The organism is Lacinutrix venerupis, from assembly GCF_001971745.1.
In the GTDB taxonomy this organism is placed as follows: Bacteria; Bacteroidota; Bacteroidia; order Flavobacteriales; family Flavobacteriaceae; genus Lacinutrix; species Lacinutrix venerupis.
In genome coordinates this window covers 2,622,303-2,638,395 of the sequence record NZ_CP019352.1, presented here as the reverse complement: position 1 = coordinate 2,638,395, position 16,093 = coordinate 2,622,303, and the positions used below count along the sequence as shown (strand labels likewise).

General features: G+C 30.9%; 17 protein-coding genes. 4 read left to right on the top strand and 13 right to left on the bottom strand.

The genetic code is table 11. The features are described 5' to 3' along the window. Positions 1-4: 4 nt before the first annotated feature. The 10 genes from BWR22_RS11950 to BWR22_RS11910 form a co-directional block, all read right to left on the bottom strand. Entirely contained in the window at positions 5-673 is a 669-nt protein-coding gene (locus tag BWR22_RS11950; RefSeq protein ID WP_076733894.1) for a DNA alkylation repair protein, read from the bottom strand. Continuing rightward, positions 670-1,122: a tRNA (cytidine(34)-2'-O)-methyltransferase gene (locus tag BWR22_RS11945; RefSeq protein WP_076733893.1), complete on the bottom strand. Its 453-nt coding sequence runs from the start codon at positions 1,120-1,122 to the stop codon at positions 670-672. The genes BWR22_RS11950 and BWR22_RS11945 overlap by 4 nt, the downstream gene beginning before the upstream one ends. A 71-nt stretch (positions 1,123-1,193) precedes the next feature. After that, on the bottom strand, positions 1,194-1,337 hold the full coding sequence (locus BWR22_RS14440) for a hypothetical protein (protein WP_198033378.1): 144 nt from the start codon (positions 1,335-1,337) through the stop codon (positions 1,194-1,196). A gap of 94 nt (positions 1,338-1,431) precedes the next feature. After that, the gene (gene trpA / locus BWR22_RS11940) at positions 1,432-2,196 is read right to left on the bottom strand and encodes a tryptophan synthase subunit alpha (protein ID WP_076733892.1); all 765 of its coding nucleotides are present in this window, start codon (positions 2,194-2,196) and stop codon (positions 1,432-1,434) included. Between the two features lie 3 nt (positions 2,197-2,199). Next, the gene (gene trpB, locus BWR22_RS11935) at positions 2,200-3,381 is read right to left on the bottom strand and encodes a tryptophan synthase subunit beta (RefSeq protein ID WP_076733891.1); all 1,182 of its coding nucleotides are present in this window, start codon (positions 3,379-3,381) and stop codon (positions 2,200-2,202) included. A gap of 43 nt (positions 3,382-3,424) precedes the next feature. Further along, a complete protein-coding gene (locus BWR22_RS11930; protein WP_076733890.1) occupies positions 3,425-4,060 on the bottom strand; it encodes a phosphoribosylanthranilate isomerase in 636 nt (211 codons plus the stop codon). Next, on the bottom strand, positions 4,057-4,839 hold the full coding sequence (gene trpC / locus BWR22_RS11925; RefSeq protein WP_076733889.1) for an indole-3-glycerol phosphate synthase TrpC: 783 nt from the start codon (positions 4,837-4,839) through the stop codon (positions 4,057-4,059). The genes BWR22_RS11930 and trpC overlap by 4 nt, the downstream gene beginning before the upstream one ends. After that, positions 4,839-5,831 (bottom strand): anthranilate phosphoribosyltransferase, encoded by a 993-nt coding sequence (trpD, locus tag BWR22_RS11920; protein ID WP_076733888.1) that lies wholly within the window; start codon positions 5,829-5,831, stop codon positions 4,839-4,841. Before trpD ends, trpC begins: the two co-directional genes overlap by 1 nt. Positions 5,832-5,937: 106 nt before the next feature. Next, on the bottom strand, positions 5,938-6,504 hold the full coding sequence (locus tag BWR22_RS11915; protein WP_076733887.1) for an anthranilate synthase component II: 567 nt from the start codon (positions 6,502-6,504) through the stop codon (positions 5,938-5,940). 1 nt (position 6,505) lies between these two features. Further along, on the bottom strand, positions 6,506-7,903 hold the full coding sequence (locus BWR22_RS11910) for an anthranilate synthase component I family protein (RefSeq protein WP_076733886.1): 1,398 nt from the start codon (positions 7,901-7,903) through the stop codon (positions 6,506-6,508). A gap of 322 nt (positions 7,904-8,225) precedes the next feature. Here BWR22_RS11910 and BWR22_RS11905 point away from each other — a divergent pair, with 322 nt between their 5' ends. From BWR22_RS11905 to BWR22_RS11890, 4 genes are all read left to right on the top strand, one after another. Beyond that, complete coding sequence (locus BWR22_RS11905; protein ID WP_076733885.1) at positions 8,226-8,780, top strand: TlpA disulfide reductase family protein; 555 nt, start codon at positions 8,226-8,228, stop codon at positions 8,778-8,780. A gap of 11 nt (positions 8,781-8,791) precedes the next feature. Next, positions 8,792-9,406: a thioredoxin family protein gene (locus BWR22_RS11900; protein WP_076733884.1), complete on the top strand. Its 615-nt coding sequence runs from the start codon at positions 8,792-8,794 to the stop codon at positions 9,404-9,406. A gap of 111 nt (positions 9,407-9,517) precedes the next feature. Next, entirely contained in the window at positions 9,518-9,829 is a 312-nt protein-coding gene (locus BWR22_RS11895) for a rhodanese-like domain-containing protein (protein ID WP_076733883.1), read from the top strand. Positions 9,830-9,848: 19 nt separating this feature from the next. Beyond that, positions 9,849-10,241, top strand: coding sequence for a rhodanese-like domain-containing protein (locus tag BWR22_RS11890; RefSeq protein ID WP_076733882.1), 393 nt, complete (start codon positions 9,849-9,851; stop codon positions 10,239-10,241). A gap of 63 nt (positions 10,242-10,304) precedes the next feature. On the opposite strand, the gene BWR22_RS11885 is transcribed toward BWR22_RS11890, so the two are convergent. From BWR22_RS11885 to BWR22_RS11875, 3 genes are all read right to left on the bottom strand, one after another. Beyond that, the gene (locus BWR22_RS11885; protein WP_076733881.1) at positions 10,305-12,710 is read right to left on the bottom strand and encodes a glycoside hydrolase family 31 protein; all 2,406 of its coding nucleotides are present in this window, start codon (positions 12,708-12,710) and stop codon (positions 10,305-10,307) included. 176 nt (positions 12,711-12,886) lie between these two features. After that, a complete protein-coding gene (gene glgB, locus BWR22_RS11880) occupies positions 12,887-14,794 on the bottom strand; it encodes a 1,4-alpha-glucan branching protein GlgB (RefSeq protein WP_076733880.1) in 1,908 nt (635 codons plus the stop codon). Between the two features lie 31 nt (positions 14,795-14,825). After that, entirely contained in the window at positions 14,826-16,091 is a 1,266-nt protein-coding gene (locus BWR22_RS11875) for a glucose-1-phosphate adenylyltransferase (RefSeq protein WP_076733879.1), read from the bottom strand. Positions 16,092-16,093: the final 2 nt, after the last annotated feature.

Below are 16,093 nucleotides of genomic sequence, written 5' to 3'. Positions count from 1 at the left end.
TAAATTATAGCATGAGTCTAAGTGCTTCTTTTTTGCTTAAATTACTTAACGGTGTAGCTGCCACAAATTCTAAAACCCAATTAGGATTTGTGCGACTATATTCTCTTAAAACCCAACCAATGGCTTTGTTTATAAAAAATTCTTTAGAGCCCAAAAGGTTATTAATGGTGTAAGCCATTAAACTAGAATCTAAATCTGTTTTGTATTTTAATTGAAATAATAACGCAGAACGTTGCAACCATATATGTTCTGAATTTAACCACTTATCAACGTATTCTTTTTGTAATTCGGGAAAGATTTTAAAGTAGTTGCCTAATAGTTTTACTGCTATAAAATCTACAGTATCCCACCAAGATTTATTAGTTATCATAAACTCGAATAAAGCAATATCTTTTTGTTCTGTTTGCTTTAAATATTTAAAAGAAAGTTCTTGTGCAAAATATTGAAATTCTCTTTCTGGTTTTGCCCAAAGTGTTTTTACTATGGTTTCTAATTCTTCTTTTTTTGGAAGATAGGTTTTAACTAAAAATGGTTTTTGAATGCTTCTTCTTACTTCCGTTTTAATACCATAAGTTAAAAATTGATCTCGCATATAAGCTTGCTGCTTTAATGCTATTTGGGAATTTGCATTACGAGAGAATTCAGTTTCTAAAACACTTATTAAATTATTCATTTTAATTGCCTTAAACCTTCGTAAATTATAATGCTTACAGCGTTTGCTAAGTTTAGACTGCGTACATGTTCGTTGTAAAGCGGAATTTTAAATAAAGCGTTTTCATGTTTTTGAATGATAGGTTTTGGTAAGCCTTTAGATTCTTTTCCAAAAATTAAAAACATATCGTCTTCAAATTTAATATCCCAATGTTGTTTTGTACCATGACTTGATAAAAAAGCCATTTTCTTGTCTTTATTTATTTTAAAAAAATCTTGAATACTATCATAATATGTAACGTTAAGATGTTGCCAATAATCTAGTCCGGCTCGCTTTAATCTCGCGTCTGTAATTTCAAAACCAAAAGGCTTTACTAGGTGTAGATTAGAACCAGATGCTAAAGCTAGTCTGCCAATGTTTCCTGTATTATTAGGTATTTCGGGTTCTATTAAAACAATGTTTAAAGCCATAATAATTATAATAAGTAAAGCCCAAACTTAGTATTAAGTTTGGGCTTTACAAAGTAATAATTTAATTTAAATTATTGCTTGTTCTGTTGCTTTTTGATAGTTGCTTTATCAATATCAAATTTATTTGTTTTTATATCCGTGTTCCCAGTTGGGTTGGTAGGATTTGTTTGTGTTTTTGTAGTTTTAAATTTCTTTTTGTCTTTTATAGTTCCCATAATATTTTTGTTTTATTGATTCTATACTAATATACAAATCATCAATAAAAATATATCACAAGGCTTAGTTAAAACATTGACTGTCAATGTTAAACTATCTTAAAATTAGATTTGTAAAATTATTTATTTTGGTAACACCTTCGCTTTTTAAGTGTTTTATAAACGCAGAACCTATAATCGCTCCTTTAGCATATTTTGTAGCTTGTTTAAAAGTTTCACTATCACTAATACCAAAACCTATAATTTGAGGATTTTTTAAGTTCATATCTGCAATGCGTTTAAAGTAATTAGTTTGTGCTTCGCCAAAACCAGAGCTGCTACCAGTTACACTTGCGCTGCTTACCATATAAATAAATCCATTTGAAATGGAATCTATAAAATTAATACGTTCTACAGAGGTTTGCGGAGTTATTAAAAACACATTTATTAAACCATATTTTTCAAAAATAGCTTTGTATTCTTCGTTATAAACATCTACAGGCAAATCTGGAATTATTAAACCATCAATACCAATATCTTGACACTTTTTACAAAATGCTTCTACACCATATTGAAGCATAGGATTAAAATAACCCATAAGTATTAATGGAATAGATACGGTTTTACGAATGTCTTTTAATTGATTAAAAAGAACATTGGTTGTCATTCCGTTTTTTAATGCTTGTGTAGAACTTGCTTGTATTGTTGGTCCATCTGCTAATGGGTCGCTAAAAGGTAGTCCTATTTCAATCATATCTACACCATTTTTTTCAAGGTTTTCTATTATTGAGACTGTGTCGTCTAGTTTAGGGAAACCTGCAGAAAAATATATAGAAAGTAACTTTTTATTTTCTTTTAGTTTTTGATTAATTCTATTCACAATTTATAATTTGAAATGATTAATATAAGTATCAAGATCTTTATCTCCACGACCAGACAAACTTAATACAACAATATCGTCTGGTTTAAATGTTTTATGTCCAAAAACAGCTAGTGCGTGAGAACTTTCTATTGCAGGAATGATGCCTTCTAGTTCGCATAATTCTAATCCAGCAGTCATAGCTTGATCGTCTGTAACCGAAACAAATTCGGCACGTCCAGTTTTAAATAAATGAGCATGCATTGGTCCAACACCCGGATAATCTAGTCCAGCAGAAATAGAATATGGTTCTGTAATCTGTCCGTCGTTAGTTTGCATTAATAAGGTTTTACTACCATGAATAATACCTTCTTTACCTAATGCAGAGGTTGCTGCACTTTCTCCAGAGTTAACACCTTTTCCTGCGGCTTCAACGGCTATTAAATTTACATTAGTGTTTTCTAAATAATGATAATAAGCACCGGCAGCATTACTACCTCCACCTACACATGCTATTACATAGTCTGGTGTGCTTTTTCCTTCTTTTTCTTGTAATTGCCACTGTATTTCTTCTGAAACTACAGCTTGAAATCTAGCTACCATATCTGGATATGGATGAGGTCCAACAACACTTCCAATAATATAATGTGTGTCTACAGGATTATTTATCCAATCTCTTATGGCTTCATTAGTAGCGTCTTTTAATGTTTTACTTCCAGATAATGCTGGTACAACTTTAGCGCCTAGCATTTTCATTCTTGCAACATTTGGTGCTTGACGTGCAATATCAATTTCTCCCATGTAAACAATACATTCCATGCCCATAAGTGCACAAACAGTTGCTGTTGCTACACCATGTTGTCCTGCTCCAGTTTCTGCTATAATTCGTTTTTTACCTAAACGCTGAGCCATTAAAATTTGACCAATTGTGTTGTTAATTTTATGAGCTCCAGTATGGTTTAAGTCTTCTCGTTTTAAATAAATTTTTGTGTTGTATTTTTTACTTAATCGCTTTGCAAAGTAAAGTGGAGATGGGCGCCCGACGTAATCTTTTAATAATTGGTTGAACTCTTCTTTAAAAGAAGGTTCTTGCATTACTTTTAGGTAATTTAAGCGTAGCTCTTCTACATTTGGATAAAGCATTTCTGGAATGTATGCGCCTCCAAAATCACCGTAGTAACCTTTGTTGTTGATGTTATATTTCATTTTCTTTTTCAATGAGTAAAGTAATTTCTACCTTAAATAGTAATTATCTTATATAGTTAGCATCTATTAATTTTTTTTGAAAAGCTTTTAGCTTTGTAATGTCTTTTAATTTTGCAGCAGTCTCAAATTTGCTGTTTAAATCTAATGTGCAGCAAAGTTCAGACTCTGGTCTTTTTAAAAATAAAAGTAAAGCATCCAACTCTTTAGGACCTATGCCACCACTTAAAAAATAAGGCTTAATGGATGGGTATTTTTTTAAAACATTCCAGTTAAAAGTATAGCCATTTCCACCAGGTTCTTTGCCTTTTGTATCGAATAAATAATAATCACAAACGTCTTCAAAAGGTTCTAAAACATTAAAGTTAAATTGGTTTTTAATTGAAAACACTTTTATAACAATAATATCTAAAGCTTTTAATTTAGAACATAATTCTGGTGTCTCGTCACCATGTAATTGTACACCTTGTAGATTATGTTTTTCTACTTTTCCTCTAATATAGTCGAAGGTAGAATTTACAAAAACACCTATTTTTTTAATGTTCTCTGGTAGTTCTGGTATTACACTATTAAAGTATCGTGGTGATTTTTCATAAAAAATGAAACCCATATAACTTGGATTAAGTTCTGCAACATCAAGGATGTTGTTTTCATTTTTCATTCCACAAATTTTTAGATTCATTTTAAATCGTTTATAAATTTTTGGGCACTATTGCCTGCATTATCTGTTTTCATAAAATTTTCACCAATTAAAAAGCCTTTATAGCCAAAAGGCTGTAAGGTTTTAATGGCTTCTATACTGCTTATTCCACTTTCTGATACTTTTACGAAATCATCTGGAATTTGTTCGCTCAATAGTTTGCTTGTTTCTAAGCTAACTTCAAACGTTTTTAAATTTCTATTATTTACACCAAGCATATCTAGGCTAGGCATGATTGATTTTTGTAATTCTGCTTCATTATGCACTTCTAAAAGCACATCTAAATTTAGGCTTTTTGCAAACTCAGAATATTGCTTAATTTCAGCTTTAGTTAAAATGGCTGCTATTAGTAAAATAACATCTGCACCATAAGCTTTAGCTTCAATAATTTGATATTCGTCTATAATAAATTCTTTACGTAGTAATGGTAAATTGCAACTTGCTCTCGCGGTTAATAAATCGTCTAAAGAGCCACCAAAATATTTTCCATCTGTTAAAACAGACATGCCGCAAACTCCAGCATTTTCGTAACCTTTGGCTACATCGAATACGTTTAGAGTGTTGTTAATTACTTGTTTTGAAGGTGATCTGCGTTTGTGTTCTGCAATTATTCCTGTATTACTGTTTTTTAATTTATTAGCTAAAGAAATGGTTTCTTTATTAAAAAGGATTGATTGTTCTAACTGTGCTACTGGAATAAGTTGTTTTCGAAGGTTTACTTCTATACGTTTATCATTAACTATTTTGGTTAAAATATCCATTATTTACTTAATTGAATTAAACGTTCTAAACTAGCTTTTGCTTTGCCGCTTTCTAAACTCTCTTTTGCTAATTCAAATCCTTCTTGATGAGAAATGTTTTTTACTGTAGCAATAGCTAATCCTGCATTGGCAAAAACAACATTATTTTGTGCTTCTGTTCCTTTATTATTAATTATATTTTTGAAAATTTTTGCAGCTTCTTTTACTGTTGCTCCTCCAAAAATATCTGCTTGTTCCAATTGTTCAACTTTTAAATCTGATGGTTCTATTATGGTTTCTGCATTATTAGAAATAATTTTAGTTTTTCCTGTTAAAGAAATCTCATCGTAGCCATCTAAAGCATGTACAATACTATAATTTTTATCTGTGTTTTGATATAAATAACCGTATAGTCTTTGCAATTCTAAATTAAAAACTCCAACCATTTGATTTTGCGGAAAAGAAGGATTTACCATTGGGCCTAACATGTTAAAAAATGTTTTTACACCCAATTCTTTTCTAATTGGAGCTACATGTTTCATGGCTGGATGAAATAATGGAGCATGTAAAACACATATGCCTGCTTGGTCTAAAGCGTATTTTAAAAAGTCTGCTTTTTTTGAAAAATGAATACCTAAAGCTTCCATAACATTTGAAGATCCTGAAGCAGATGACACACCATAATTACCATGTTTTGCAACTTTTACTCCAGCTCCAGCAGTTACAAAAGAAGAGATTGTAGAGATATTAAAAGTGTCTTTTCCATCTCCACCAGTTCCACACAAGTCTATAGTATTAAAATTAGATAAATCTATTCTTATGCATAACTCTAAAAGAGCATCACGAAATCCTTTAAGCTCTTCTAAGGTAATGCTACGCATCATAAATACAGTTAGAAAAGAAGCAATTTGGCTTTGGTTATATTGCCCTTTAGAAATGTTTATTAACACATTTCTAGCCTCTTCGCTCGAGATGTTTTCGTGATTAATTAATCTGTTTAATATTTTTCTCATTTTATTTCCGCGAAAGCGATTAACTTTATTATTTTAAATGTTTTTATGCTTTAATATGCAAAATATATTTGTCTTCTATTAAAAGCGCCGGATAAATTTAATTGTTTTAGCTTTTTACCCAATTGTCTAGAATTTGTTTTCCTAAAGGAGTTAGTACACTTTCAGGATGATATTGTACTCCTCTAACATCGTAAACTTTATGTCTTAAAGACATTACTTGCCCATTCTCATCAAAAGAAGTGGCTTCTAATTCTTCTGGTAAATTAGCATTAACAACCCAAGAATGATACCTGCCTACTTCTATGGTTTTCTCCATGCCTTTAAATAAAACTTCATTATCTACAGTAATATCGACTTTTGCAGCTACACCATGAAAAACACTTTCTAAATTTATTAGTGTACCTCCATAAACTTCGCCAATTGCTTGTTGTCCTAAGCACACTCCAAAAATACTTTTTGTTGGACCGTATTGTTTAATTATTGCTTTTAATAAGCCAGCTTCGTCTGGTATTCCTGGACCAGGAGATAGTACTATTTTATGAAAAGAGTCAACTTCTTCTAAAGTTAATTTATCGTTTCTTTTTACAGTTACTTCACAATCTAAATCCTCTAAATAATGAACCAAATTATATGTAAAACTGTCGTAATTATCTATTACTAATACTTTTTTCATATTAAATTTCTTTTGCTAATTCAATAGCATTTGTCAATGCTCCTAATTTATTATAGACCTCTTGTAACTCATTCTCTGGATTAGATTTAGAAACTAATCCAGCTCCAGCCTGCCAATGTAATTCGTGGTTTTTACTTAAAAAAGTTCTAATCATTATTGCATGATTATAATTACCATTAAAATCCATAAAACCAATAGCTCCACCATAAAAAGCACGGCTTGTTTTTTCATATTTTTCTATTAATTGCATGGCTTTATGTTTTGGCGCTCCGCTTAAAGTTCCTGCAGGAAATGTGTCTGCAACAACTTGCATAGTAGCAGTATTGTCGTGAATTTTTCCGGTAACCTTACTAACTAAATGAATAACATGAGAGAAGAATTGGGCTTCCTTATAAGTTTCAACTTTTACTTGGCTGCCATGTCTACTTAAATCGTTTCTGGCTAAATCTACTAGCATTACATGTTCAGAGTTTTCTTTTTCATCTTCGGCAAGCTTTTTTGCTAATCCAGTATCTTTTTCATCATTTCCAGTACGCTTAAAAGTACCGGCAATAGGATGGATTTCTGCGATTCCTTCGTTTACTACCAATTGGGCTTCAGGAGAACTTCCAAAAATTTTAAAGTTGCCATAATCGAAATAAAATAAATATGGAGATGGATTAATGCTACGTAATGCACGATAAACATTAAACTCGTCTCCTTTAAACGTTTGAGAGAATTTTTTTGATAAAACAAGCTGAAAAACGTCTCCTCTTGCACAGTGTTTTTTAGCTAATGCAACATGATCTTTATATTCGTCGTCTGTAAGATTTGATTTTATTTTTGAATCTGTAGAAAATTCAAATGAAGCAAAATTAGTAGACTTTATAATATGTAATATTTCATCTATATTGCTAGCATTATCATTAAAACAATGAGCAAAAATATAAGCTTCGTTTTTAAAATGATTAATTGCAATAATGTTTTGATAGACAGCATAGTAAATATCTGGTATATCTATTGAGTTTTCTTTTTTTGAAATTTCTATATCTTCAAAGTACTTTACAGCATCGTAAGCAGTATATCCAAAAATACCATTGTTTATAAACTTAAAATCATGATCGGAATTTACTTTAAAACGTTTAGTAAACTTATGGATCATTTTAGGAACATCTTTAGTACGATTTCTAAGTATACTTCCATCTGGAAATTTTTGTTCAATTGTGTCTCCAGATACTTTTATAGAAGCAATAGGATTAAAACAGATATAAGAGAAACTGTTATCGTTTGCATGATAATCACTACTTTCTAGTAAAATACTATTGGGAAATTTATCTCTAATTTTTAAATAGATACTAACTGGAGTAATAGTATCTGCAAGAATTTTTTTGTAATTAGTGTAAAGGCTAAAAGTTTTCATTTAATGCTGAATTTATATCAATAACTCATTTTTTATGAGATGTTGCTTTTATGTTAATTAATTCTGAGAAAAAGTTCAGAATGTAAAAAGGCTTGTCGTGAGACAAGCCTTTTTGTATAGTTATATAAATAATACGTATTAGGATTAGTTCACGAAGTTAAAGTTTCGAGAATTCCACCACCAAGTATTATTTAAAAAAATGTTCATAATATATTCTAAAGCGTCAAATATATAAATTGGATTTCAAGAATCAAAATTAAATTTAATGTAAATATTTGTTAAAAATGGTTAATGTTTACAATTCTGTGATTATTTTTATAAAATGATGAGATATGTTTTATTATTATTCCTGCTAATTTTTGCTTGCAAGCAAAATACAAGCCAAGAAGATGTAAAGTTAGAAACAGAAACAGTTGCAAATGTTCAAAATGCTAATCAAGATATTAACTTAAAAGATATAGACTTAAAAGTTTATAATTTTAACGAGCTTGAACCATTGTTAAATAAGACCGAAGACAAGATTTATGTAGTGAATTTTTGGGCAACATGGTGTGCGCCATGTGTTAAAGAATTACCTTATTTTGAAGCTTTAAATGAAAACTATAAAAATAAAAACGTAGAAGTATTATTAGTAAGTTTAGATTTTCCAAAGCAATACGATACTAAACTAAAACCATTTATAGCAAAGCACAAGTTAAAATCTGAAATAGTAGTTTTAAACGATGTGGACGCAAATACTTGGATACCCAAAGTAGATAAAGAATGGACAGGAGCTATTCCTGCAACAATAATATATAATAAAAATAAAAGAGTGTTTTTTGAAAAGTCTTTTACCTTAGAAGAACTAGAATTGGAAGTAGATAAATTTATAAACTAAAAAATAGAAAAATGAAAAAAGTATTAAAATTAATGTTGTTAACAACAGTTGTTTTTGGCATTTGGTCATTTACAAACGTAGAAAATGATAAAGGTTATAAAGTAGGAGATGTAGTTGCCGATTTTAAACTACAGAATATAGATGGTAGAACGGTTTCTATGTCGGATTTTGACGATGCAAAAGGTTTTATAATCACATTTACGTGTAATACATGCCCTTATGCAGTAGCCTATGAAGATAGAATAGAGGCGTTAAATAAAATGTATGCCGAAAAGGGTTATCCTGTAATTGCAATTATGCCTAATAACGTAAAAGTAAAGCCAGGAGATAGCATGGAGGCTATGAAAGAGCGAGCAATGGAAAAAGGTTTTACTTTTCCATATTTAATGGACGAAGGTCAACGTGTATATCCACAGTTTGGAGCAACAAAAACACCTCATATTTATGTAGTACAAAAAACAAAAAAAGGAAATGTTGTTAAGTACATTGGTGCTATAGATGATAATTATCAAAACGCAGAAGAAGTAAAAAAGAAATATGTTGAAGATGCTGTAAATGCATTATTAAATGGGAAAGAAGTTGAAGTGACTGAAACTAAAGCTATTGGTTGTACAATAAAAGTTTAGAAATAAAATATTTCTATAAAAAAACCTGAAGTTGTAACACTTCAGGTTTTTTACGTCTATATCTTAATGAAACGTTAATTTCATTAACTTTGCAATTAAAAAAAACTATAAATGTCAGATTTATCACAAGAGCAATGGGCTAAACAATTAAAAGCAGATGAAAATGCTTTTATACTAGATGTAAGAACAGAAGAAGAAGTTGAAGATGGTTTTATTCCTAATGCAAAAAATTTAAACATATTTAAAGGCCAAGCTTTTATTTATGAATTGGAAGCCTTAGATAAAAGTAAGAACTATTATGTGTACTGCAGGTCTGGTGGCCGTAGTGGACAAGCATGTGCTATAATGAATGAAATGGGTTTTGAGAATGCTTATAATTTATTAGGAGGTTTTTCAGAATGGACGGGAGATGTCGAGAAATAAAAAAACAAACAAAAATTAAATGAAAAATTCAGCCACTATAATTGTTTTAATACTAGCTATTTGTCTTTTTAGTTGTTCTACAAAAACAGAGCAAGGAATTACTGTAGTGTCTACAGAAGAAATTGAAACTTTAAAAGATTTAAATAACGTACAATTAGTAGATGTAAGAACTCCTGTAGAGTATCAATCTGGACATCTTTTTAACTCTCAAAATATAGATTATAATTCTCCTACTTTTGAGGCAGATATATCAAAATTAGATAAAGAAAAGCCTGTAATATTATATTGCCAAAAAGGAGGTAGAAGTGCCAAATGTGCAGAGATAATGCTTAAGGCTGGTTTTAAAAAAATATACGATTTAAAAGGAGGTTATTCAGAATGGGAACATACAGATTTGAAAGTGAATCTTTAATCTCTTTATATAAAACAAATAAAAAACCTCTAAGTATTATTGCTTAGAGGTTTTTTTTATAATTTATTTTCCAAATAAATGAATTTCTGTAAATTCTTTATTAATAGAAATAGATTGGCAACCATTAGTATAAACTTGCTCTAAATCGATTTCCACATTGTCTATCTCAAGAGAGGTAATTGTAAATGGTAAATTGTGAAATATAAGATTAAACTTAGTGTAGTTTGCATTATAATCTCCACGTTTATGTTGTTGTAGAATTAGCTCTTCTTTTTTACCTGTTACTTTAAAAGTGCGTAAACTAAATCTTCCTTTTTTATAATCATAACCGTCATGAGCGTCATCATATAAATTAGATGTTTCTTTTCCTTTTTTATAATAGATGTCTAAAGTAATTTCATCAAAATCTTTTTCGCCAACATATTGTTGTACTGGATATTTTGGTATAACAGCTCCTTCTTTAATAAACATTGGCATACTGTCTAAGTCTGCATCTACCCAAAATTCTTTTCCGCCTTCTACAACTTCATCTGTCCAGAAATTATACCACTTTCCTCTAGGAATATACATTCTTCTACCTTTGGCATTAGGCTCTAAAATAGGACAAACCAATATTTGTTCTCCATAAATAAACTCATCACTTCTATAGTGAGTACCAGTATCTTCTTGATCAAATAATACTAAAGATTTTAAAATAGGTGTTCCCTCACTAATATATTGCCAAAAAGCAGTGTATAAATAGGGTAGTAATTGGTATCTAAGTTCAACAAATTTTCTTACAATACCTGTAATTTCTTCGCCAAATACCCATGGTTCTTGATCTCCATGATCTCCAGAAGAATGTACTCTACAAAAAGCATGAAAAACACCTAATTGAATCCAACGAGCAAATAACTCTCCTTGTGGTTGTTCTGCAAAGCCTCCAATATCGCTTCCTGCAAAAGAAAAACCAGACATTGCCATACGTTGCGCTTGATTGTTGGCTATTGATAAATGCTCCCATGTTGCCACATTATCTCCCATCCAAGTAGAAGTATAGCGTTGGGCTCCAGAATATGCAGATCTAGTAATTACAAAAGGCCTTTTTGGATATGCATACTTTTTTAAACCATGATAGGTAGCACGAGCCATTTGCGTTCCATATATATTGTGAGCTTTTCTGTGAGAACAAGGATTGCCATCGTAATCATGGCGAACATCGTCAGGGAAAGATTTATTAGGAACATCCATTACGGCAGGTTCATTCATGTCATTCCACACACCTTTTACTCCTATTTCTTCAATTAATTCTTTAAATAAGCCAGACCACCATTCTCTAACTTCTGGTTTAGTAAAGTCTGGGAAATAACATTCTCCAGGCCATACTTTACCTTTCATATATGGGCCGTCTGCACGTTTGCAGAAGTAATCTTTATCTAATGCTTCTTTAAAAACGTCGTATTCTAAATCTATTTTAATTCCTGGGTCAATAATTACTACGGTTTTAAAACCATCGTCCTCAAGTTCTTTAACCATTCTTTTTGGGTCTGGAAAATGCTTTTTGTCCCATGTAAAACATCTAAAACCGTCCATGTAATCGATATCTAAATAGATAGCGTCACAAGGTATTTGTAAATCTCTAAATGTTTTTGTTATTTCTTTTACATTAGCTTCTGGATAATAAGACCATTTACATTGGTGGAAACCTAAAGCCCATAAAGGAGGTAAAGCATGTGGTTTTCCTGTTAAATCGGTATAATTTTTAACAACATCTTCCATTTTAGGCCCATAAATAAAATAGTAGTTCATTTCTCCTCCTTGAGCCCAAAAACTAGTTACATTTCTTCTTTCGTGTGCAAAGTCAAAATAGGTTTTAAATGTATTGTCGAAAAAAATACCATAAGATTTATTGTCTTGGATGGCAGTATAAAACGGTATAGCTTTATATATTGGATCTGTATTTTTACCAAAGGCGTAAGAGTCTGTAGCCCAATTTTCAAAACGTTTTCCTTTTAAATTAACATCTACGGGTTTATCGCCTAAGCCATAAAAGCTTTCTGCTTTTTGGCAAGCTTTACTCATTTTTACTATATCGCCACCATATTCGTATGATTCTTCCCAATGAAAACCAATTTCATCTTCGTTAATTATTTTTTTGTCGATGGCATCAAATAAAGCAACTTGTAAGTTTGATTTTCTAATTTCACAAATTAGTTTTTTTGTAGTTATAACATAATGTGTGTCATTATCATCTACATTTAAAAAACTATAACCTCTGCTAGCATGCATAGTTATGCCATAGGAGAAATCTTTTTCAAATTTACCAGTTGTACTATATCTAAACCTAATAACGCTATCTCTTACTACTGTTACTTGAAGTGCGACACCGTTTTTTGTAGAAAAATGTAGTGTGTCTACATCTTTGTTATAATTTATTATTTCTGAAGGAAATAAATTTCCTTTTTGTTCTAGTTCAGTATTTACTATCATGGAATAGATTTTTTATTTTCCAACAGAAAATTAAAAACGAGAATTTTACTCATCTTGTTTATATCCTGTGGGTTAACACAAAAAAACGGAAAACTTAGCAAAATAAAAACATTATTAATCACCATTTATTAACGCAAACGATGTAATTACGCTTTTCTTAAAATAAGCGTTTTAAATTATGAATACTTCAAGGCAATCATTGCTAAGGGAGGTAAATTTACTTCGGCAGAATGTTTTCTAAACTGCCATGCTTTAGCATTTGTTCTTATAACTTTATTGTTAAAGTTGCCAGAGCCATAATAGATTTTATCGTCACTATTAAAAATTTGTTTTAATGTTCCTTTTTTAGGTAAGCCTATTCTGTAGTTTTCTCTTGGAATAGGTGTCATATTACAGATAATAATAAGGTTGTCTTTTGGTTTGTTTCCTTTTCTAATGTATGCTAAAACTGAATTTTCAGCATCATTATAATCTATCCACTCAAAACCATCTTGCGAGAATTGCTTTTCTGAAAGTGCTGGCTCAGTTTTATAGAGCGTGTTTAATGCTTTTATAAGTTCTTGTGTGCCTTTGTGCGGTTTGTATTGTAATAAATGCCAGTCTAAACTATTTTGAAAATTCCATTCTTCGCTTTGTCCAAACTCTGCACCTTGAAATAATAATTTTGTACCAGGATGTGTAAACATATAGCTATACAATAAACGTAGATTTGCAAACTTTTGCCATTCGTCTCCAGGCATTCTATTTAAAATAGATTTTTTACCATAAACAACTTCATCATGAGATAATGGTAGCATAAAGTTTTCTGTAAACGCATAGGTTATAGAAAAAGTAATATCGTTTTGATGATGTTTTCTATAAGCAGGATCTTTTGAGAAATAATCTAATGTATCGTGCATCCAACCCATCATCCATTTCATGCCAAAACCTAAGCCTCCTAAAAATACAGGTTTTGAAACACCAGGAAATGCAGTAGATTCTTCGGCTATTGCTTGAACATCTGGAAAGTTTCCGTAAATGGCTTCATTTAATTCTTTCATAAAAGCTATTGCTTCTAAGTTTTCTCTTCCTCCGTAAATATTGGGTTCCCATTCTCCTTCTTTTCTGGAGTAGTCTAAAAATAACATTGAGGCAACAGCATCCACACGTAAACCGTCTGCATGAAACTGTTCAAGCCAAAATATGGCATTACTTATTAAAAACGATTTTACTTCGTTTCTCCCATAGTTAAATATTAAACTTTTCCAGTCTTGGTGATAGCCTTTGCGTTTGTCTGGATGTTCGTACAGGCAAGAGCCATCAAAAAAACCTAAACCATGTGCATCTTCGGGAAAGTGAGATGGTACCCAATCTAGAATTATACCTATATCGTTTTGGTGTAATTTGTCTACTAATAATTTAAATTCTTCGGGATAACCAAATCGTGAAGTTGGAGCAAAATATCCTGTTATTTGGTATCCCCAACTTGGGTCGTATGGAAATTCCATTATAGGCATAAGTTCTACATGCGTAAAATTCATTTCTTTTACGTATTTAACTAAATCGTCTGCTAATTCTACATAAGATAGAAAACGATTTTCTTCAATTTGTTTTTTCCAAGAACCTAAGTGAACTTCGTATACTGAAAATGGAGCGTTTATGGCATTTTTCTTTTTGCGTGATGCCATCCAGTTTTTGTCTTTCCAATTGTAATTATCTTCCCATACAATGGAAGCAGTTTTTGGATTGTGTTCGTAACGTCTGGCATATGGGTCTGCTTTTTCAGTTTTAATTCCATTATTATGGCTTTCAATTTTGTATTTGTAAGTGGTTCCTTTGCCAACATTTGGAATAAATCCTTCCCAAATTCCGCTTTTATCCCAACGTACAAATAAATTATGCTCTCCTTCTTGCCAGAAGTTAAAATCTCCAATAACTGAAACTTGTTTTGCTGTTGGTGCCCAAACTGAAAAATACGTACCATCTACACCATCTAATGTTGTAATGTGAGACCCAAATTTTTCGTAGAGTTTAAAATGTTTTCCAGCTTTAAATAAATTAATATCGAAATCTGTAAATAAGCTGTGCGCTATTACTTTAGACATATAATATTTTTATGGTAATTGTAAAAATTGATTATTTTATAATAGTTCCTTTTGGGATTATTGCACCTTTTTTTATTACAACTATACCATCTTTTATTTGGTAACTATCTGTTTCAATATCTTTTAAATGTTTTCCTCCTTCAATTTTTACATCGTCTCCAATTCTACAATTTTTATCTATTATACAATTGTTTATGTAGCATCGGTCTCCAATTCCTAATAGAATTTGTATGTTTTCTTTTTCAATTCTTTCTAAGGATTCGTACGAATCATTACCCATCATATAAGTATTTAGGACAACAGATTCTTTACCAATTCTAGAACGAATACCAATAACGCTTCTTTCGATTTTAGCAGCGTGAACTATGCAACCATCTGCTATAACTGTTTTGTTTAATAGGGTGCCAGAAATTTTAGATGTTGGTAGTATTCTTGCATTTGTATAAACTCTATCATCGGCATACAAATTAAATTTTGGTATATCGTCTGTTAAACCTAAGTTGGCTTCGAAAAAAGAGTCTATTGTACCAATATCTGTCCAGTAGCCTTCGTATTGGTAGCTATAAGTTTTATGATTGTGTATGGATTGCGGTATAATTTCTTTACCAAAATCGTTAGTATCTGGGTTTTGCATTAACTTAATTAATAAGTCTCTATTAAAAATATATATTCCCATAGAGGCTAAATAATTTCTTCCTTCAGCTTTCATTTCATCACTTACATCTGAAGTCCAATCTGGTAATAAATCTGCTGCTGGTTTCTCTATAAAGGAAGTAATTATATTTTGGTCGTTTGTTTTTAAGAGTCCAAATCCAGTTGCATCTTTTGCATTTACTGGATGGGTTGCAATAGATATTTCTGCATTACTTTCTTCGTGTTTAGCAATCATATCTTCTAAATCCATATTATATAACTGGTCTCCAGAGAGTATTAAAGCATATTTAAAGTCATTACTTAAAAAATGATGCATGCTTTGTCTTACTGCATCTGCAGTACCTTGAAACCATTTGTCGCTTTGCATGGTTTGTTCTGCTGCTAAAACATCAACAAAGGCAGAGCTAAAAAAACTAAAGTGATATGTGTTTTTTATATGTCTATTTAAAGAAGCAGAATTAAATTGTGTTAAAACATAAATCCTTTTAATATCAGCATTTATACAATTTGAGATTGGTATATCTACTAATCTATATTTTCCTGCAATTGGTACTGCAGGCTTAGACCTGTCTGCAGTTAAAGGATATAATCTTGAGCCTTGTCCTCCTCCTAAAATAATACTTAAAACTTTGTTGTTAATCATGG